This is a genomic window from Sphingomonas sp. Leaf357, from assembly GCF_001423845.1.
Classification (GTDB): domain Bacteria; phylum Pseudomonadota; class Alphaproteobacteria; order Sphingomonadales; family Sphingomonadaceae; genus Sphingomonas.
In genome coordinates, this window is the sequence record NZ_LMPM01000001.1 from 269,955 (window position 1) to 287,374 (window position 17,420).

Here is a 17,420-nt window from a genome sequence, read left to right on the forward strand (position 1 = left end):
GAACGGCCTTACAGCGTCGGGGGGCGCTCGAACAAGCGCGGTTGCACCTCGAACAGCGTCAAACCGTCGTCGGGCCCCTCGATTGGTCGCATCCAGGCCGGTGCGTGGCCCGAGCGGAGCCGGGCCATCAGGCTGCGCGGATCGGCCGCGCCGAGTTCGCCGAAGCTGTCCGGACACAAAGCGACATAGCGGACATGCCAGCCTTTCGCGATCTCGCGTGCGGCGGCCGGCGGGCCGAGGAAGAAGCGATAGACCGCGCCGTTGCCGGCATTGCCCCGGTGATAGGGCGCGCCGACGACGCTCAGCCGGGTCGCGCCGATCGCATAGGCCCCGAGATCGAGCGGGGCGAGCAGCCGACCCCGCGGCAGGCGGGCGAGCCGCGCCAAGGCCTTGGGTGAGGTGCACGATCCGCCGCCGGTGCCGGGCCGGCCATCGCCCTGCGGCACCGGGACGAAGGCATTGGCGGCGATCGGATAGAGCATCCCCGCCGATCCGATCCACGCCGCCGCCAGCGCCGGCGTCCCCCGTCGCCGCGCCACCGCGATCACCGCGGCCAGCGCCGGCGCGGCGAGGATGGCTCCGGCATAGGCACCGCGCAATTGCAGGCAGGTCAGCGCCAATGCGCCGATCTGGAACGCGAGCACCGTCCACCACAGCCCGTTACGCGTCACCCATAGCCGCCACAGGCTGGCGACGATCCCGGCGACCATCAGGCCGGCATATCCGACCGCCGTGACCGTCGGCGCCGCGAACAGCGATTGCGCCTCCCCGACATGCGCCAGCCACAGGCGGGCCAGCAGCGGATCGACCTGGCCGTAAGGGGACAGGCAGATCGGGGCGGTGTGCCACACGAAATAGGCGGTCGCCGCGCCGGCCATGCCCGCCAGCAGGCTGCGCACGTCGCTGCGTTTGCTGGCATAGCCGGCGATCGCCAGCACGATCGGCGCGAAGGCGGCGAATTGCGCCACCCGCCAGGTGATCGCGGTGAAGCCGTCACAGGCCGGATAGAGGAACTGGTCGGTGCGAAGCGCGGTGTTGGCGGCGAGCAGCCCGGCGGCGAGCGCGATGCCGAAGCCCATCAGCGCATCGTCCGATCCGCGCCCGATCCACCCGACGACCACTACGGCACCCGCGACCGCGATCAGCGGCAGGGTCTCGAGCCCGATCGCGATGCTGGCGGCGGCGGCGAAGCCGGCGATCAGCCCGCGTGCCATGCCCGACCGTGCGATCAGCGCGTGCACGATCACGAGGAGCAGGACGACTTGCAGGCCGTGATGATCGAGCCGACCGGGCAGGAAGATCGTCGAGGAGGGATAGGCGATGGCGGCGACGATCAGCGCGGTGCGCGCGATCTCCGGCCCGCCGAGCGCACGCGCTATCCGGGCGATCAGGAACAGAGCGGTGGCGAGCAGCAGCGCCGGCCAGGCGATGACGGCGGCGACTTCCGCGCCGTGCCGCCCGATCATCGGCGCGAGCGCGGCGATGATCGCCCCCGGCACCAGATCGGGCAGGCGCGACCAGTGCATCGCGAGGCCCGGATCGGCGCCCAGCCGGTGCTGCGACAGGTCGCTGAACCGCTGCCCGGCAAGCCAGTCGCGGATCTGCTGCAGCCGCATCACATCGTCGGTATCGGGCAGGCGCAGCGCGGACAAATCGTGCCAGTCGCGCCAGCTCCATGCGAGCGCAAGCACCAGCGCGAGCACGAACGCCGCCAATGCGTCCCCCCGCCAATCGCGCCTTGCTGCCGTCGAAGCCATGCGCCGAGTTTAGCGCGGAACGGTTAATCCACCGTTCTTCGAGCAAGTGGAGTGCCGGAATTGTAAGGAATAAATCCGGCCGTGGCGCTTGGAGAGGCGCGCATGTTCCTACGCGGCGATCCATTTGCAACAGACCGGCGTCATATACTCCCCGTCACCCCGGACTTGATCCGGGGTCCAAAGTGCCGCGGACGAAGACCTCCCCATCGACCTCATCGACAGCCGCGTGTTGGACCCCGGATCAAGTCCGGGGTGACGGTGGTGTATTGGTCTGGAAAGAAGCGCGCCTACCGATCCCGCCGTCCGAGCAGCCGCAGTCGGAGCGCCTGCAGCTTGATGAAGCCCGCCGCGTCGCGCTGGTCGTAGGCGCCCTGATCGTCCTCGAACGTCACGACCTTTTCCGAATAGAGCGAGAAGGGCGATTTTCGCCCGGTGACGATCACCGATCCCTTGTACAGCTTCAGCCGCACCGTGCCGGTCACCTTTTCCTGGCTGTGGTCGATCGCGGCCTGCAGCATCTCGCGCTCGGGCGAGAACCAGAAGCCGTTATAGATCAGCTCGGCGTAACGCGGGGCGAGTTCGTCCTTCAGGTGCGCGGCGCCGCGATCCAGCGTCAATTGTTCGATCCCGCGATGCGCGAGGTGATAGATCGTGCCGCCCGGCGTCTCGTACATGCCGCGCGACTTCATGCCGACGAAGCGGTTCTCGACCAGATCGAGCCGGCCGATGCCGTGGCGGCGGCCCATCTCGTTCAGCGTTTCCAGCAAGGTCGCGGGCGACATGCCGACGCCGTTGACGGCCACGCCATCGCCGCGTTCGAAATCGATCGTGATGACTTCCGGCGCGTTCGGCGCGTCTTCCGGGTTCACCGTGCGCGAATAGACGTAATCCGGCACCTCGTCCCACGGATCTTCCAGCACCTTGCCCTCGGACGAGGTGTGCAGCATGTTCGCGTCGGTCGAGAACGGAGCCTCGCCGCGCTTGTCCTTGCTGACCGGGATCTGATGCTGTTCGGCGAATTCGATCAGCTTGGTGCGGCTGGTGAGATCCCATTCGCGCCACGGCGCGATCACCTTGATGTCGGGCGCCAGCGCGTAATAGCCGAGTTCGAAGCGCACCTGATCGTTGCCCTTGCCGGTCGCGCCGTGGCTGACCGCGTCGGCGTTCAGCATCTTGGCGATCTCGATCTGGCGCTTGGCGATCAGCGGCCGGGCGATCGAGGTGCCGAGCAGATACAGCCCCTCGTACAATGCGTTCGACCGCATCATCGGGAAGACGTAATCCTTCACGAATTCCTCGCGCAGATCGTCGATGAAGATGTGTTCGGGCTTCACCCCGGCCATCTCCGCCTTCTTGCGCGCCGGTTCGAGCTCCTCGCCCTGGCCGAGATCGGCGGTGAAGGTCACGACCTCGCAACTGTAGGTCTGCTGCAGCCATTTCAGGATCACGCTGGTGTCGAGGCCGCCCGAATAGGCGAGGACGACGCGATTGATCTGATCGGACATGGGAGAACTCCGGACATTGGGGTCGCGGGCGGGTATCAGCCGTGTCGTTGGAGGGCAAGCATTGCGCGCTTTCAGCGGAGGATCGATCCGCCAACGCCTCGTCACCCCGGACGTGTTCCGGGGTCCACCCTGACGCTAAGTCAGCATCAGTTTTCCGGCCGGTTCACAAGCCGCTGGGTGGACCCGGGAACACGTCCGGGGTGACGAACGAAAGGGCAGTTCGGAGAGAACTCGCCCCTATTGCCGCGCGCGGAACGTCACCCCGATCGTGCGCGGGTCGCTTGGGGTGCCGACGATCAGGCCGGAATTGCCCGCCTGGATCGTCACGTTCTGCAGGTAATCCCTGTCGAACAGGTTGCGCGCGAACACCGCGAGTTCGAGACCCTTGCCGAAGCGGACCCCGACGCTGCCGTTGACGATCGTATAGCCGCCGATCACCGTGAAGGCCGATCCGGTCGGATCGCCGAACTGCTTCGTGCGCGTGTTGGCATCGGCATGCAGGAACAGGCTCGTGCCATCCGTGATCGGATGCGCATAGTCGCCGCCCACCGTGAGCGACCATTTCGGCAGGCTCGGCAGCGCCTTGCCGCTCAGATTGCACACCGTCGTCGTGTTGCCGATCAGCTCGATCGGGCACGGACCCTGGGGATAGCTGACATATTTGCCGTCGGCATAGGCGACCGATCCGCGCAGCTGGACATCGCGGGTGATGTTGGCGGTCGCATCCGCCTCGAAGCCCTTCACCGTCACCTTGGGAATGTTGGCGAGATAGGTCCGCAACGCGACCGTTGCCGCCGTATCGGTGACGTTCGCCTGGAAATCGGTGACCCGGGTATAAAAGCCGTCGATATTGAAGGTCAGCCGCCGGTCGAACGCCTGGGTCTTCAGGCCGATTTCGTATGCGGTGTTGCGTTCGGGGCGGACCACGGCGGTGCTCAGCACCGGCTGGTTGGCGGTATCGAGCGGCAGGCCGGACATGTTGATCCCGCCCGATTTGGCCCCGCGCGCGAAGCTGGCATAGCCGAGCACGTCGGGCAGGAACCGGTACGAGATGTTCGCGCGGCCGGTGACGTCGTCGTCCTTGACGCTGGCGCGATAGCTTTGCCCGCGCAGGATCGACAGCTGGCTGGTGCGTTGCGCGGCGGTGACGCTGGCGGGGCCGCCGAAGGTGAAGGTGTCGTAGGCACCCTTCTTGTCCTCATGCGTATAGCGCAGCCCGCCGGTCAGCGTCAGGCCGGCGAGCGGTTGCCAATTGACCTCGCCGAACGCGGCATAGCTGTTCGACTGGAAATCGGTGCGTCCGTCGGTGCCATAGCCGTCGAGCAGGTTGGCGGGCAGAGCGGCGGACGGCCCGCCGAGCAGCCAGTAGGTCGCGGCCGGCCCGTAGATCGAGATCGGCCGGCCGATGATCCTCTGCCGGAAGAAATACAGTCCGCCGACATAGTCGAACGCGCCCTCCGTGTTCGAGGCGAGGCGCAATTCCTGGCTGTACTGGTCCTGGCGCGAGGGGATGTGCTGTTCGAGCTGGATCGGCAGGCCGGTATAATCGCGGTCGTTGGCCGCATCCCAGTTCCAGAAACGCCACGCCGTGATCGATGTCAGCGTCGCGCCGCCCAGCTTCCAGTCGGCGATGCCGGAGACGCCGCCTTCGTTGGTGTCGACACCCAGTTTCGCGTCGATATCGGTCACGCGGTCATACGGGTCGAAGCTCGGCGGGCGGTACGGGCCGCCCGGCGCACCCGCGGCGAGCGCGAGATACTGGCGCGAGAGCGTGCGCAGGCTGGCGGGCCGCTCGACCGCGCGGACATAGACCTGGGTGCAGCATTCGCTCTGGAAGTTGGTGAAGTCCGCGCTCAGCCGGAACTGGAAATCCTCCGACGGGCGGAACAGCAATTGCCCGCGCACCGCCTGGTTGCCGATGCTGTTCTGCCTGGCACCCGTGACGACGTTGCGGATCACGCCGTCACGGCGCGTCGTCACGCCGGAGATACGGAAGGCGAGCGTATCGGTGATCGGGCCGGAGCCGGATGCCTTGGCCTGGACGAAATTATAGCTGCCGACCGAAATCTCCTCGGTCGCTTCCGGCGTGAAGGTCGGCGCGCGCGTGGAGATGTTGATCGCGCCGGCGGTGCTGTTCTTGCCGAACAACGTACCCTGCGGCCCGCGCAGCACCTCGACCCGATCGATATCGGTGAAGTCGAACGCGGCGGTTGCCGGGCGGGCGTGATAGACCTGGTCGATATAGAAGCCGACGCCCGGCTCCAGCCCGTCATTCGCCTGGCTGACCGCGACGACGCTGCTGCCCAGACCGCGAATGGTGAAGGCGGTGTTGCGCGGATTGGCCGAACTGTAGTTCAGCGCCGGCACCAATTGCGACAATTGCTGCGTGTTGACGGTATAGGACCGGTCGAGCAGCGCGCCGCCTACCACCGAGAGCGAGGCCGGCACGTTCTGCGCATTCTCGTCGCGGCGGCGCGCGGTGACGATCACGTCGCCATCGAGATCGTCGGGCTGGATCGTCGCGGGCGCATCCGTTTTTGCCTGCGAGACCGTCGGAACCGCACCGAACAGCCCCACCGAGAGGAGGAGAATCGCCTTCGACCGCATTGTATTTCCCTGATTTCATCGACACCCGCTTCACCGCGAGTCGCCATATCTCGCCATATACAGTGATGGACGCAGCGCAAGCCGCTTTCAGGTGACGCTTCCCCGGCGAAACGCTGAGGCAACACCGGAAAGGCTGGCATTCGCACGCACAAGCCGCCACTTAAGGACCAATGCCTCCCCCCCAGCCTTCGATCATCCGCGTCATCGACCTCGAAACCACCGGACAGGCGCCGCCGGCGCACGGCGTGTGCGAGATCGGCTGGCAGGATGTCGCGCTCGGGGCCGACGGGCGGTGGGAGATCCACGGCGAAGGCGGGCAGCGCTACGTCAATCCCGGCCGGCCGATCCCGCCGATCACCCAGGCCGTGCACCACATCCTGGACGAACAGGTCGCGGGGGCGCCGTTCTGGCAGGACGTCGCGCGGCCGGTGCTCGATCCCTATCCGCGCCGCATCGCGCTCGCCGCGCACCGCGCCTCGTTCGAGGAGCAATATTGCACGCCGGCGCTGACGCGGGGCGCGGACTGGATCTGCACGTGGAAATGCGCGCTGAGATTATGGCCGGATTCGCCCAGCTTCTCCAATCAGGTGCTGCGATACTGGCGCAAGCCGCACGGGATCGAGCATGAGCGGGGGTTGCCCGCGCACCGCGCCTTCCCGGACGCCTATGTCACCGCCTTCCACCTGCGCGACATGCTCAACGAAGCGAGCGTCGCGCAGCTGATCGCCTGGTCGAACCAGCCCGGCCTGTTGCCGCGCGTGCGTTTCGGGCTGGATCGCGGCAAGACCTGGCAGGAGATCGACGACGACAGCCTCGCCAAGTTCCTCGGCGATCGCGACATCGACGTGCGCTTTACGGCCGAGACCGAGCTTGCCCGGCGGCGCGGCGGCGGGCTGGTCGGGCGGCCGACGCTGCAAGGGTCGCTGCTCTGGGACGATTGATTTCGCTCAAGCGCACCGTACTGGCATTGTTCGTGACGGCTGCGTAAGGGAAACGCGATGGCGCAACCCTTCCTCCAGAGACTAGGCGTGCGGGAGGGTCTGGCGCGGCGATTCCTGATCGCCTGCATGGCGATCGGCTTTGCCGCGTTGATCGTCGCGGTCGCCGCCGCCGCCTGGTCCACCTCGCGAACCACCGATCATGGCCGCTGGGTCGCGCACACCTACGAGGTCGAGCTGGCGGTGACGCGAGTCGCCAACGTGATCGAACAGTCCGAGACGGTGCGGCGCGGCTATCTGCTTTCGGGCCAGCAGGTGTATCTCGACAGTTACCGCGAGATCGCCGCGAAGCTCGATCCGGCGCTGGACGTCGTCGAGAAGCTGACGATCGACAATCCCCGCCAGCGCCGCTTTTCCGCGCAGCTGCGCGACATGGTCCGGGCCATCGTCGCGCACCGCGACGAGACGATCGCGCTGGTCCGGGCGGGACGACGACCGGCCGCGATCGAGTCGTTCGTCGCGGAGACGAGCGCGGCGCGCATGAAGGGCATCCGCGAAACGCTGGCCGCGATGGGCGCGGAGGAACGCCGGCTGCTGACGATCCGCGACCGCGAGCTGCAGGCCAGCGTGAGGGTGTTCTACATCATCCTGGGTGTGGCCGGGCTGTTGCTGCTGTTCGTCGCCTGCGCCTCGCTGGCGACGGTGCTGCGCTATACCCGCGAACTGGCCACGTCGCGCGACACGTTGCGCGATTTCGCGGATTCGCTGGAGGAACAGGTGACCGAACGCACCGCCGATCTCAGCCGTGCGAACGAGGAGATCCAGCGCTTCGCCTATATCGTCAGCCACGATCTGCGCAGTCCGCTGGTCAACGTGATGGGCTTCACCGCCGAACTCGATACCGCGACCGCCGCGATCACCGAACTGATCGACCGCGCCGAGGCGCAGGCGCCGGAGATCGTCAGCGAGGACGCGCGACTGGCCGCGCGCGAGGACCTGCCCGAGGCGATCCGCTTCATCCGCACCTCGACCCAGAAGATGGACCGGCTGATCAACGCGATCCTGAAGCTGTCGCGCGAGGGGCGTCGCGTGATCGCGCCCGAGCCGGTCGACATGGCCGGGCTGGTCGGCACGATCGATGCCTCGCTCAAGCACCTGACCGAGGATCGCGGCGCGACGATCGGCATCGACGGCGAATTGCCCGGCATCGTCACAGATCGGTTGGCGATCGAGCAGATCTTCTCCAACCTGATCGAGAATGCGGTGAAATATCTGCAGCCCGGCCGGCCGGGGCGGATCCTGGTCAGGGGCGCCAGAAACGGATCGCGGATCGCCTATGAGATCGAGGACAATGGTCGCGGCATCGCCGAGACCGATCACCAGCGCGTGTTCGATCTGTTCCGCCGCTCCGGCCATCAGGACCAGCCCGGCGAAGGGATCGGCCTCGCGCATGTCCGCGCGCTGGTCTATCGCCTCGGCGGCGTGATCGACGTACGCTCGGAACTGGGCAAGGGTGCCACTTTCCGGGTAACGCTGCCCGCGACCTTGACCGAGGTCGAATTCAGAAGATCGGGGGAAATGACATGAACGACCATCGCTCCGTCAGCATCGTGATGATCGAGGACGATGAGGGGCATGCGCGCCTGATCGAGAAGAACATCCGCCGTGCCGGCATCATGAACGAAATCACGCATTTCACCGACGGCACGACGGCGCTGCATTATCTGTTCAACGACAAGAACGGCCCGGCCCTGAACGGCCCGGCCTTGGTGCTGCTGGATCTCAACCTGCCCGACATGAGCGGCACGGATATCCTGGCCAAGATCAAGAGCGAGCCGGCGCTGAAGCGTACGCCCGTCGTCGTGCTGACCACCACCGACGACAAGGTGGAGATCCAGCGCTGCTACGATCTCGGCTGCAACGTCTACATCACCAAGCCGGTGAATTACGAAAGCTTCGCCCAGGCGATCCGCCAATTGGGCCTGTTCCTGTCGGTGATCCAGGTGCCGGATCTCGAGGGCCAGTGACCATTCCGGCCGTCCTGTACATCGACGACGACGAGGGTCTGCGCCGGCTGGCGGCGAAGGCGCTCGCGCGGCGCGGCTATCAGGTGACGGTGGCGGGCGGCGGCGCGGAGGGCGTGGCGATCGCCGGCACGACCGCGTTCGACGTGATCGCGGTCGACCATTACATGCCCGAGATGAACGGGCTGGAGACGCTGACCCGGTTGCGCGACCTGCCGCACACGCCGCCGGTCGTCTACGTCACCGGATCGGAAGAGGGCAGCATCGCGGTCGCCGCGCTGAAGGCCGGCGCGTCGGATTACGTCATCAAGACGGTCGGCGACGATTTCTTCGACCTGCTGGCCAGCGCGTTCCAGCAGGTGCGGGCGCGCTCGCTGCTCGAACAGGCCAAGGCCGCGGCGGAGGACGAATTGCGCGCGACCAACGCGCGGCTCGAAGCGCTGCTGAGCGAGGTCAACCACCGCGTCGCGAATTCGCTGCAGATGGTTTCCGCCATGGTCGGCATGCAGGCCGGTGTGGTCAGCGACGGCGAGGCGCGCGAGGCGCTGGCCGACACGCAGCGCCGCATCGCCGCGATCGCGCAGGTCCATCGCCGGCTCTATACGTCGAACGATGTCGAAAGCGTCGACATGCAGGAATATCTCGCCGCCCTGGTCGGCGAACTGAGCGAGACGTGGTCGACCCCGGACGCGCCCCGCACGCTGTCGCTGGCGGCCGAACCGATCCGCCTGACGACGGATCGCGCGGTGTCGCTGGGCGTGATCGTCACCGAACTGGTCAGCAATGCGTGCAAATATGCCTATCCTGCCCGTGGCGGCGAGGTCCGCGTGGCGCTGACCAGCGAGGGCGAGGGCCGCTTTCTGCTTGCGGTGGAGGATGACGGCATCGGCATGGACGTCGGCGCGAAGCCGCGCGGCACCGGGTTGGGCACGAAATTGATCCGCGCGATGGCGATGAGCCTGCAGTCGATCGTGGAATACGACACCGACCGCGCCGGCGTGCGTGCGGTGCTGCGCGCGGCGGTTTAGGACCGGCTGATCCGGCTTACTCCGTTCGCCCTGAACCTGTCGGAGAACATTTTACGGGGCATGTGCTTCGACAAGCTCGGCAGAACGGGTGGGATACCCCAAAATCTATCTAGCCTAGAACAGCAGGAACCCGATCCGCCGCGCCGCCTCCAGGCTCGCGCCGAACACCATATGCGCGGTCAGGCCATACAGATGCGTAGCGAACGGCGTCTTCCACGCCGGCGGCCCGAGCCCGAGCGTCGGCACCACGACATAATCCAGCACGATCGCCACCACCACGCCATAGGCCACGCCGAACAGGATCGCGACGTCCGGCTCGATCGCCGCGACCACGACGTAGATCACGCCCAACACCGATCCCGTCACGTAATGCACCACCCGCCCGGCCAGGGCGCGGCGCTTCTGCGTGACCGGCTCGCCGGTCAACGCTGAGCTGATCATGTCGGCGAACTTCACGGTCGAGGAATCGCCGCCGCCGGTCTGGCCGAACGGCCTGGCGGCGATCGTCTGATACGCTTCCATGACCGCCGACGCGATCAGTCCGCACACCGCCCCAAGCAGCACCAACACCGGCAGGTCAGGCATTCACGTCTCCCGAATTCATCAGGATCGCCAACGCCTTGGCACCCGGATTCGTTCAACCGGGCTTGCGGAACTTGTAGATGAACTGGTCGGTATGGCCGCGGATCGCGGGATCGAACACGTTGCGTTTGTGATCGTCCGCCGGGTTGCGCAGCGCCGCGCTCTCGCCGACGAACTTGAAGCCCGCCTTGATCACCTGCGCCTTTACCGCAGCCGGATCGATCCGGTGCGTGGTCGACGTGCCGGTGAGGCCCGAGCCGGGCGCGTCGGCATGGTCGATCACGATGTACGTGCCGCCGGGCTTGAGCATCTTGAAGATGCCGGCATCGACCGAGGCGATCGCCGCTTCGCCGCCGACATTGTTGATGTCGTGATAGTTCTGGACGGTCCACACCAGATCGACCGGCGTGGACACGGCCAGCGGCCCTTCCTGCACATCGACCTTGACGTTGGCGAGGCCGCGCGCCGTCATCGCCGGGGCGGCCTTGTCGGCATATTTCTTCGTGCCCGACGGCCACAGCGAGATGACCTGTCCCTTCGGCCCGACCACGCCCGAGAAGATCCGCGTCCAATATCCGGCACCTGGGAAGAAATCGACCACCGTGTCGCCCGGCCCGACGCCGGCGAACGCCAGCACCTCGGCCGCCTTGCGCCGCGCGTCATCGGCGGCCTGATCGGCGCGCGCCGGATTGGCGAGCGCGGCGGCGATCGCCTGCTGGCTCTCGCTCGCCGAATGCGTCTTCGCGCCCGCTACCGCCGCGACCGCGGCGAGAGAGACGATCGTTACCTTGGCCCAAGCTTGCATCGTCTCTCTCCTGTTCGATTATGGTCGTTGCGTATCAGACGTCCAGATTGGCGACGCTCAATGCGTTTTCCTGGATGAATTCGCGACGCGGCTCGACCACGTCGCCCATCAGCCGGGTGAAGATCTCGTCCGCCACATCGGCCTGGTCGATCTCGACACGCAGCAGCGAACGGTTCTGCGGATCGAGCGTGGTCTCCCACAATTGTTCCGCATTCATCTCACCCAGCCCCTTGTAGCGCGAGATGGCCAGCCCCTTGCGACCGGCGAGCAGGATCGCCTCGAACAGCTGGCTCGGCCGCGCGACCATCGTCTGGCCCTTGCCGACCGGGGCGGGTGGCGCATCGTCATCGGCATCGGCCACCGCATCTTCGGCTTCGGCCTGCGCAGCGGCGGCCTTGGTCGAGACGAGCTTGGCGGTCTGCGCGAAGCTGTCCGCCTGTTCCATCGCCAGCGCATGCAGCTTGCGCGCCTCGGCCGACACCAGGAACGCCGCCTCGATGATGTGGTGATCGGTCACGCCGCGCCAGGCGCGCTCGAAATGGATCGAGCCGTCCTCGATCAGGCTGGCGGTCCAGCGCGCTTCGGGATCGGCGGCCATCAGGCCCTGGGTGACTTCGGTGACATGCGCCAGCCGATCGGCGCGCTCGGCGTTCGGATCGAGAGCACCGCCCATTGCCAGCGCCTCGACCATCGTCGGATCGTAGCGCCGCGGCACGTAGCGCATCAGCGTGCGCATGCGCCGGGCATGATCGACCAGACTGCGCAGATCGGCACCCGAGCGCGGCCCGCCCGCGCCTTCCAGCACGGTCGCCGCGACGCCGTTCTCGATCAGGTAATCGTCGAGCGCGTTATCGTCCTTCAGATACACTTCGCTGCGCCCGCGCGTCGCTTTGTAGAGCGGCGGTTGCGCGATGTAGAGATAGCCGCCGGTGATGATCTCCGGCATCTGGCGATAGAAGAAGGTCAGCAGCAACGTGCGGATGTGCGCGCCGTCGACGTCTGCGTCGGTCATGATGACGATCTTGTGGTAGCGCAGCTTGTCGATCTTGAAATCGTCGCGCCCGATGCCGGTGCCCATCGCCTGGATCAGCGTGCCGATTTCGCGGCTCGACAGCATGCGATCGAAGCGCGCGCGCTCGACGTTCAGGATCTTGCCGCGCAGCGGCAGGATCGCCTGGAAATGCCGGTCGCGGCCCTGCTTGGCGGACCCGCCGGCCGAATCTCCCTCGACCAGGAACAGTTCGGACTTGGCCGGATCGCGCTCCTGGCAATCGGCGAGCTTGCCGGGCAGCGACGCGATATCCATCACGCCCTTGCGGCGGGTTAGTTCGCGCGCCTTCTTCGCGGCCTCGCGCGCGGCGGCGGCGTCGATGATCTTGGCGACGATCGCCTTGCCGTGCGCGGGGTTTTCCTCGAGCCATTCGGCCAGCTTGTCGGCCATCAGGCTTTCGAGCGGCTGGCGCACTTCGGACGAGACCAGCTTGTCCTTGGTCTGCGAGGAGAATTTCGGATCGGGCAGCTTGACCGAGACGATCGCGGTCAGCCCCTCGCGCATGTCGTCACCGGTCAGCGTCACCTTCTCCTTCTTCAGGAGACCGGACTTCTCGGCATAATTGTTCAGCGTGCGCGTCATCGCCGCGCGGAACGCGGCCATGTGCGTGCCGCCGTCGCGCTGCGGGATGTTGTTGGTGAAGGCGAGGACGTTCTCGTAATAGGAATCGTTCCACTCCAACGCGACGTCGATCGTCACGTCGTCGCGCGTGCCGCTGATCGCCACCGGCTCGGGCATCAGCGGTACCTTGTTGCGGTCGAGATATTTCACGAACGCAGCGATGCCGCCCTCGTAATAGAGCTCGGTCGTCTTCAACTCCTCGTGCCGCGCATCGTTGAGGAACAGCCGGACGCCCGAATTGAGAAAGGCCAGTTCGCGGTAGCGATGCTCGAGCTTGTCGAAATCGAACTCGGTGATCTTGAACGTGGCGGGGCTCGGGAAGAAGGTGACGCGCGTGCCCTTCTGATTGGGCGCGGCGGGGCTTATGACCTTGAGCGGCGCGACGGCATCGCCGAAGGCGAAGCGCATGTAATGCTCCTGCCCATCGCGCCAGATCGTCAGGTCGAGCCATTCCGACAGCGCGTTGACCACCGACACGCCGACGCCGTGCAGCCCGCCGGAAACCTTGTAGGCATTGTCGTCGGACGTGTTCTCGAATTTACCGCCGGCGTGCAGCTGGGTCATGATGACCTCGGCCGCGGAGACGCCCTCCTCGGTATGGATGCCGGTTGGGATGCCACGTCCGTTGTCGGTCACGGAGACCGAGCCGTCGGCGTTCAGCGTGATGTCGATCCGGTCGCAATGCCCGGCCAACGCCTCGTCGATCGCATTGTCCGAGACTTCGAACACCATGTGGTGCAGGCCCGAGCCATCGTCGGTGTCGCCGATATACATGCCGGGGCGTTTGCGCACCGCATCCAGGCCCTTCAGGACCTTGATCGAGTCTGCGCCGTAATCGTTGGTGTTGGGGTCTTCAGCCATGCCCAGCATATAGGGTCGCGGGACATAAAACGGAAGCAAAATGGGCCGCGCGCCGATGGGACGCACGGCCCGTTCGCACGCGCGATCAGTTCGGCGCGGTCGTCACCGTCGTGGTGGTCTTCTCGGTCGTCGCGGCGCGTACCGGCGTGGTGCTGCGCACCGTCTTCTTCACCACGCGCGGCTTGGCCTTCACCACGGTCCGGGTCGCCGGCACGGCGGCCGTCTTGGTCGTCTCGGTGGTGATGACGGTGGTCGGCGCAGGGGCCGGCGCGGCGCGGGCCGCGGCGGCCTCATCCTGGGCCGCGCGGGCCGCCCGTTCGGCGGCGGCGGCGCGGGCGTTGGCGTCGTCGGCCTGCGCCGTCGCGGCCTGGGCCTGAGCATTGGCGGCGGCGGCCTGCTGCGCGGCATCAACCGCGACGGCGGCGTTCACGTTGGCGCTGGCATTGCGGTTGCGCTCCGAAATGCCGATCGCGGTGTCGGCGAGTTGCGAGGCGCGGTTGGCCTGGGCGATCGCCTCGTCCTTGCGGCTGCTGGCGACATCCTCCTCGGCGGTGCGCAGCGCGGCGGCGGCTTCGGCCTGCAGGCGCGGCACTTCGCCGCTCGCGCCGAGCTTCGCGGCGACCTCGACCTTGGCGCGTGCGGCGGCGACGGCTTCACGGGCACGATCCATCTTGCCGCGCGCCATCACCGGCCCGGCGGCGCCGAACAACAGGGCGGATGCGACGGCGGCATTGAGCATCGTCTTGTAGCTAGTCATGATGAGTCCTCTCGTCTTTTATATCGGCCGCCTAACGACCGGCGTCGGGCGACAGTTCCGTTACGGGGGCGACCAGCCGAGGCCGGACGCCCCGTGAAACGATCAGAAGCGGTCGGCGCGCTGGCCGAGCAGCGTCACTTCGACGCGCCGGTTCTGCCGCATGCCTTCGGGCGTCGCATTGGTCGCGACCGGATCGGCCTCGCCATGCCCGACGACCGAGAAGCGCGCGCGGACGACGCCCATATCGTCGAACGCGCTGCGCACGCTCGCGGCGCGGCGTTCCGACAGATCCTGGTTGTGCGCGTCGGTGCCACGCGAGTCCGTGTACCCGTCGATTGCGACGCGCACGCCGGATTCGGCGCGCAGGTAGTCGGCGAGCGGGCGCAACTTGTCGATCGCACCGGGGCGCAGCACCGCGCTGTCGGTCTTGAACAGCACGTCCTCCTGCAACCTGAGCGTCGCGCCGCGCGCGGTCTGGCGGAAGCCGTAGCCGCGCATCGCGCCACGATCCCATCCGCCCGGACGGCCACGATCCTCGACCACGACGACCGTGTCGCGCGTGCGCCAGTCGAAACGGTCGCGGCGTGGGCCGGCGATCGCGGCGAACGCCCGGTTGGCCGCCTGAGCCTCGCGCGGCTGGATGCGGCCGTCGCGATTGTCGTCGAAATTGCGCATCACGAACGCGCGCCCGCGATTGGTGCTGCGCAGTTCGGGATAGAGCAGGCTCACGCCCGCTCCGACCAGGCGATAGTCGCGGTCGCCCGGGCGCCCGCCGCCATAATCCCAACGATCCTGCGCGAGTGCCGGTGTCGCGGCCCCGGCGATCGCCAGCAAGGCCAGCATTGGTTTGGTGAACTTCGTCATCTCATCTCTCCTCGAACCCCGCCGAACGGCGGCAATGGGACGAGACGCTTGAACCGCGAATGAGTTCGATCGACAGGTGAGGTTCAGCGGGGCGGAGGTCCGAGCGTGAGGCGGAAGGCGTCGCGGCCGAGGCCGTCGAACAGGGCATCCTCGGTGCCGGTCATCCACACCTGCCCCTGGCCCGACAGCCGATCGAACAGCGCCGTGCGCCGCACCGGATCGAGATGCGCGGCGACCTCGTCGAGCAGCAGGATCGGTGGATGGCCGGTGCGTGCGGCGACCAGATCGGCATGCGCGAGGACGATGCCGAGCAGCAACGCCTTCTGTTCGCCGGTCGAGCAGAGCGCCGCCGCCTGCCCTTTTCCGAGATGCGTGACCGACAGATCGGTGCGGTGCGGGCCGACCAGGGTGCGCCCGGCCGCGGCATCGCGCCGGCGGACCTGCGCCAGATCGGCGGCGAGCGTCGATCCGCCGCCGCTCCATCCGTCCAGCGCGAGGCTCGCACGGGCGAACGGCCCTTCGGGTTGCGTTGCGAGCGCCTCGGCCAGCGCGGCGATCGTGTCGCGTCGCGCGTCGTCGATCGCCGCGCCATGTTCGGCCATCTGCGCCTCAAGCGCGGACAGCCAGTCGGGATCGGGCGGCATGTCCTCGCCGAGCAACCGGTTGCGCGCGCGCATCGCCGCTTCGTAGCGATTGCTGTGCACCGCATGGCCCGGGGCGAGCGCGAGCGTCAGGCGATCGAGGAAGCGGCGGCGTTCGCCCGCCGGTTCGGTGAACAGCCGGTCCATCGCCGGGGTGAGCCACAATACGGTCAGCCATTCGGCCAGCGCGGTCGCGGCGACGGGCGCGCCCTGGATGCGCACGATGCGGCGTTCCGGGGCGGACGCCTGCGTGCCGGTGGCGATGTCGATCTCCCCGTCCGCTTGCATCTGGGGTTGCAAGGACGCCGCGACACCGAAACTACCCGGCCCGCTCTGCCGCGCCATCTCGCCCAGCGCCGCGCGGCGCAGCCCGCGCCCCGGCGCGAGCAGCGACACCGCCTCCAGCACGTTGGTCTTGCCCGCGCCGTTCTCGCCGGTCAGCACGACGAAGCCCGGCCCCGGCGCGATCACGGTATCGGGATGGTTGCGGAAATCGGTGAGGACGAGGCGGGCGAGCATTGGCCCGCCTCTTAGCGCAGAATGGCGATCCGTCGCGCGCTTTACGCGGCGAGGCGCTCCGCGGTTTGCGCGGCCTTCTCGCGCTGCGTGCTGAGATAGGAGGCCATCTCTTCGCCCAGTTCAACCTGCGCCTTGCGATAGGCGACCGGGGTCAGGATGTTGAGCCGCGCCCGCGCCGCGTCGAGCGGTTCGTGCAGCAGTTGCTCGTAATCCTCGCCGGAAATCCACTTCGCCTTGCGGCCGTGCCGATAGCCTTCCCATACCGCCTTGGCGAACAGGCGGTTGCCGGTGACGCGCATGCTCTTAAGCGCGGCGGCGGTGCCGATCAGCGCCCAGCCGAGCCCGCCGACCTGCGCGTAGGAGAATGCGACCAACGCCGCCTCGCCCATGCTCTCGTCGGCCTTGTAGCCGGTGAGCACGTGCCAGATGTCGTGTGTGTCGCGCACGCGGCGGCCGAACCACGCATAGGGGTGAAGCAGATCCTCCTCGGCATTGATGCGGCTGACTTCGGCGAGGCCATCGGCCGAATAGCCCGTGCTTTCGAGAAAATGATTGTACGCCGCACCGACCGTGCCGGGCGCGAATTGCTTGGCATAGCCCGGCTGCGCGAAGACCTGAGCGAGTTCGGTGCGCTGATAGGCGAGCCGCCCGCCCTGTTCGGTGGCGATGAAGCGCGCATAGTTCATCGGCGCATTGCCGACGTTCAGCGCGCGCATGATGCGGAACACCTGGGTCGTATCGTCGCCGTTCGCCATCAGCTTCTTGATCGCGTCCAGCGCGGTGCGCCAATCGCGCCGACCGGTCGTGCCGGGGAAAGGGGGAAGCTTGGCCATCCGAGTCGCTCCTTACTGACAAGGCTG

The 17,420-nt window shown here is 67.2% G+C and carries 14 protein-coding genes; 4 read left to right on the forward strand and 10 right to left on the reverse strand.

What is annotated here, in order from left to right; translation table 11 throughout:
* Positions 1–8: 8 nt before the first annotated feature.
* From ASG11_RS01295 to ASG11_RS01305, 3 genes are all read right to left on the reverse strand, one after another.
* Entirely contained in the window at positions 9–1,757 is a 1,749-nt protein-coding gene (locus tag ASG11_RS01295) for a hypothetical protein (RefSeq protein WP_236697339.1), read from the reverse strand.
* 287 nt (positions 1,758–2,044) lie between these two features.
* Positions 2,045–3,262 (reverse strand): argininosuccinate synthase, encoded by a 1,218-nt coding sequence (locus tag ASG11_RS01300; RefSeq protein ID WP_055774188.1) that lies wholly within the window; start codon positions 3,260–3,262, stop codon positions 2,045–2,047.
* Positions 3,263–3,499: 237 nt separating this feature from the next.
* Complete coding sequence (locus ASG11_RS01305; RefSeq protein ID WP_055774190.1) at positions 3,500–5,869, reverse strand: TonB-dependent receptor; 2,370 nt, start codon at positions 5,867–5,869, stop codon at positions 3,500–3,502.
* A 170-nt stretch (positions 5,870–6,039) separates the two neighbouring features.
* On the opposite strand from ASG11_RS01305, the gene ASG11_RS01310 reads away from it, so the two are divergent.
* Genes ASG11_RS01310 through ASG11_RS01325 form a run of 4 tightly spaced genes read left to right on the forward strand, consistent with a single transcriptional unit; the run spans position 6,040 to position 9,859 of the window.
* The gene (locus ASG11_RS01310) at positions 6,040–6,810 is read left to right on the forward strand and encodes a 3'-5' exonuclease (protein WP_055774191.1); all 771 of its coding nucleotides are present in this window, start codon (positions 6,040–6,042) and stop codon (positions 6,808–6,810) included.
* A 57-nt stretch (positions 6,811–6,867) separates the two neighbouring features.
* Complete coding sequence (locus tag ASG11_RS01315) at positions 6,868–8,394, forward strand: sensor histidine kinase (RefSeq protein WP_055774193.1); 1,527 nt, start codon at positions 6,868–6,870, stop codon at positions 8,392–8,394.
* Entirely contained in the window at positions 8,391–8,834 is a 444-nt protein-coding gene (locus ASG11_RS01320; RefSeq protein ID WP_055774195.1) for a response regulator, read from the forward strand. The genes ASG11_RS01315 and ASG11_RS01320 overlap by 4 nt, the downstream gene beginning before the upstream one ends.
* Positions 8,831–9,859, forward strand: coding sequence for a sensor histidine kinase (locus tag ASG11_RS01325; protein ID WP_082472532.1), 1,029 nt, complete (start codon positions 8,831–8,833; stop codon positions 9,857–9,859). The genes ASG11_RS01320 and ASG11_RS01325 overlap by 4 nt, the downstream gene beginning before the upstream one ends.
* Before the next feature lie 114 nt (positions 9,860–9,973).
* Here ASG11_RS01325 and ASG11_RS01330 read toward each other — a convergent pair whose 3' ends face one another.
* From ASG11_RS01330 to ASG11_RS01360, 7 genes are all read right to left on the reverse strand, one after another.
* Complete coding sequence (locus tag ASG11_RS01330; RefSeq protein WP_055774196.1) at positions 9,974–10,444, reverse strand: DUF1440 domain-containing protein; 471 nt, start codon at positions 10,442–10,444, stop codon at positions 9,974–9,976.
* Between the two features lie 52 nt (positions 10,445–10,496).
* The gene (locus tag ASG11_RS01335) at positions 10,497–11,246 is read right to left on the reverse strand and encodes a class I SAM-dependent methyltransferase (protein WP_055774198.1); all 750 of its coding nucleotides are present in this window, start codon (positions 11,244–11,246) and stop codon (positions 10,497–10,499) included.
* Positions 11,247–11,280: 34 nt separating this feature from the next.
* Positions 11,281–13,779 (reverse strand): DNA topoisomerase (ATP-hydrolyzing) subunit B, encoded by a 2,499-nt coding sequence (gyrB, locus tag ASG11_RS01340; RefSeq protein WP_055780015.1) that lies wholly within the window; start codon positions 13,777–13,779, stop codon positions 11,281–11,283.
* Positions 13,780–13,864: 85 nt separating this feature from the next.
* On the reverse strand, positions 13,865–14,536 hold the full coding sequence (locus tag ASG11_RS01345) for a hypothetical protein (RefSeq protein WP_055774200.1): 672 nt from the start codon (positions 14,534–14,536) through the stop codon (positions 13,865–13,867).
* Positions 14,537–14,638: 102 nt separating this feature from the next.
* A complete protein-coding gene (locus ASG11_RS01350; RefSeq protein WP_055774202.1) occupies positions 14,639–15,400 on the reverse strand; it encodes an OmpA family protein in 762 nt (253 codons plus the stop codon).
* Positions 15,401–15,483: 83 nt separating this feature from the next.
* A complete protein-coding gene (gene recF, locus ASG11_RS01355; protein WP_055774204.1) occupies positions 15,484–16,560 on the reverse strand; it encodes a DNA replication/repair protein RecF in 1,077 nt (358 codons plus the stop codon).
* A gap of 41 nt (positions 16,561–16,601) precedes the next feature.
* Entirely contained in the window at positions 16,602–17,393 is a 792-nt protein-coding gene (locus ASG11_RS01360) for a Coq4 family protein (protein ID WP_055774206.1), read from the reverse strand.
* Between the last annotated feature and the right edge of the window lie 27 nt (positions 17,394–17,420).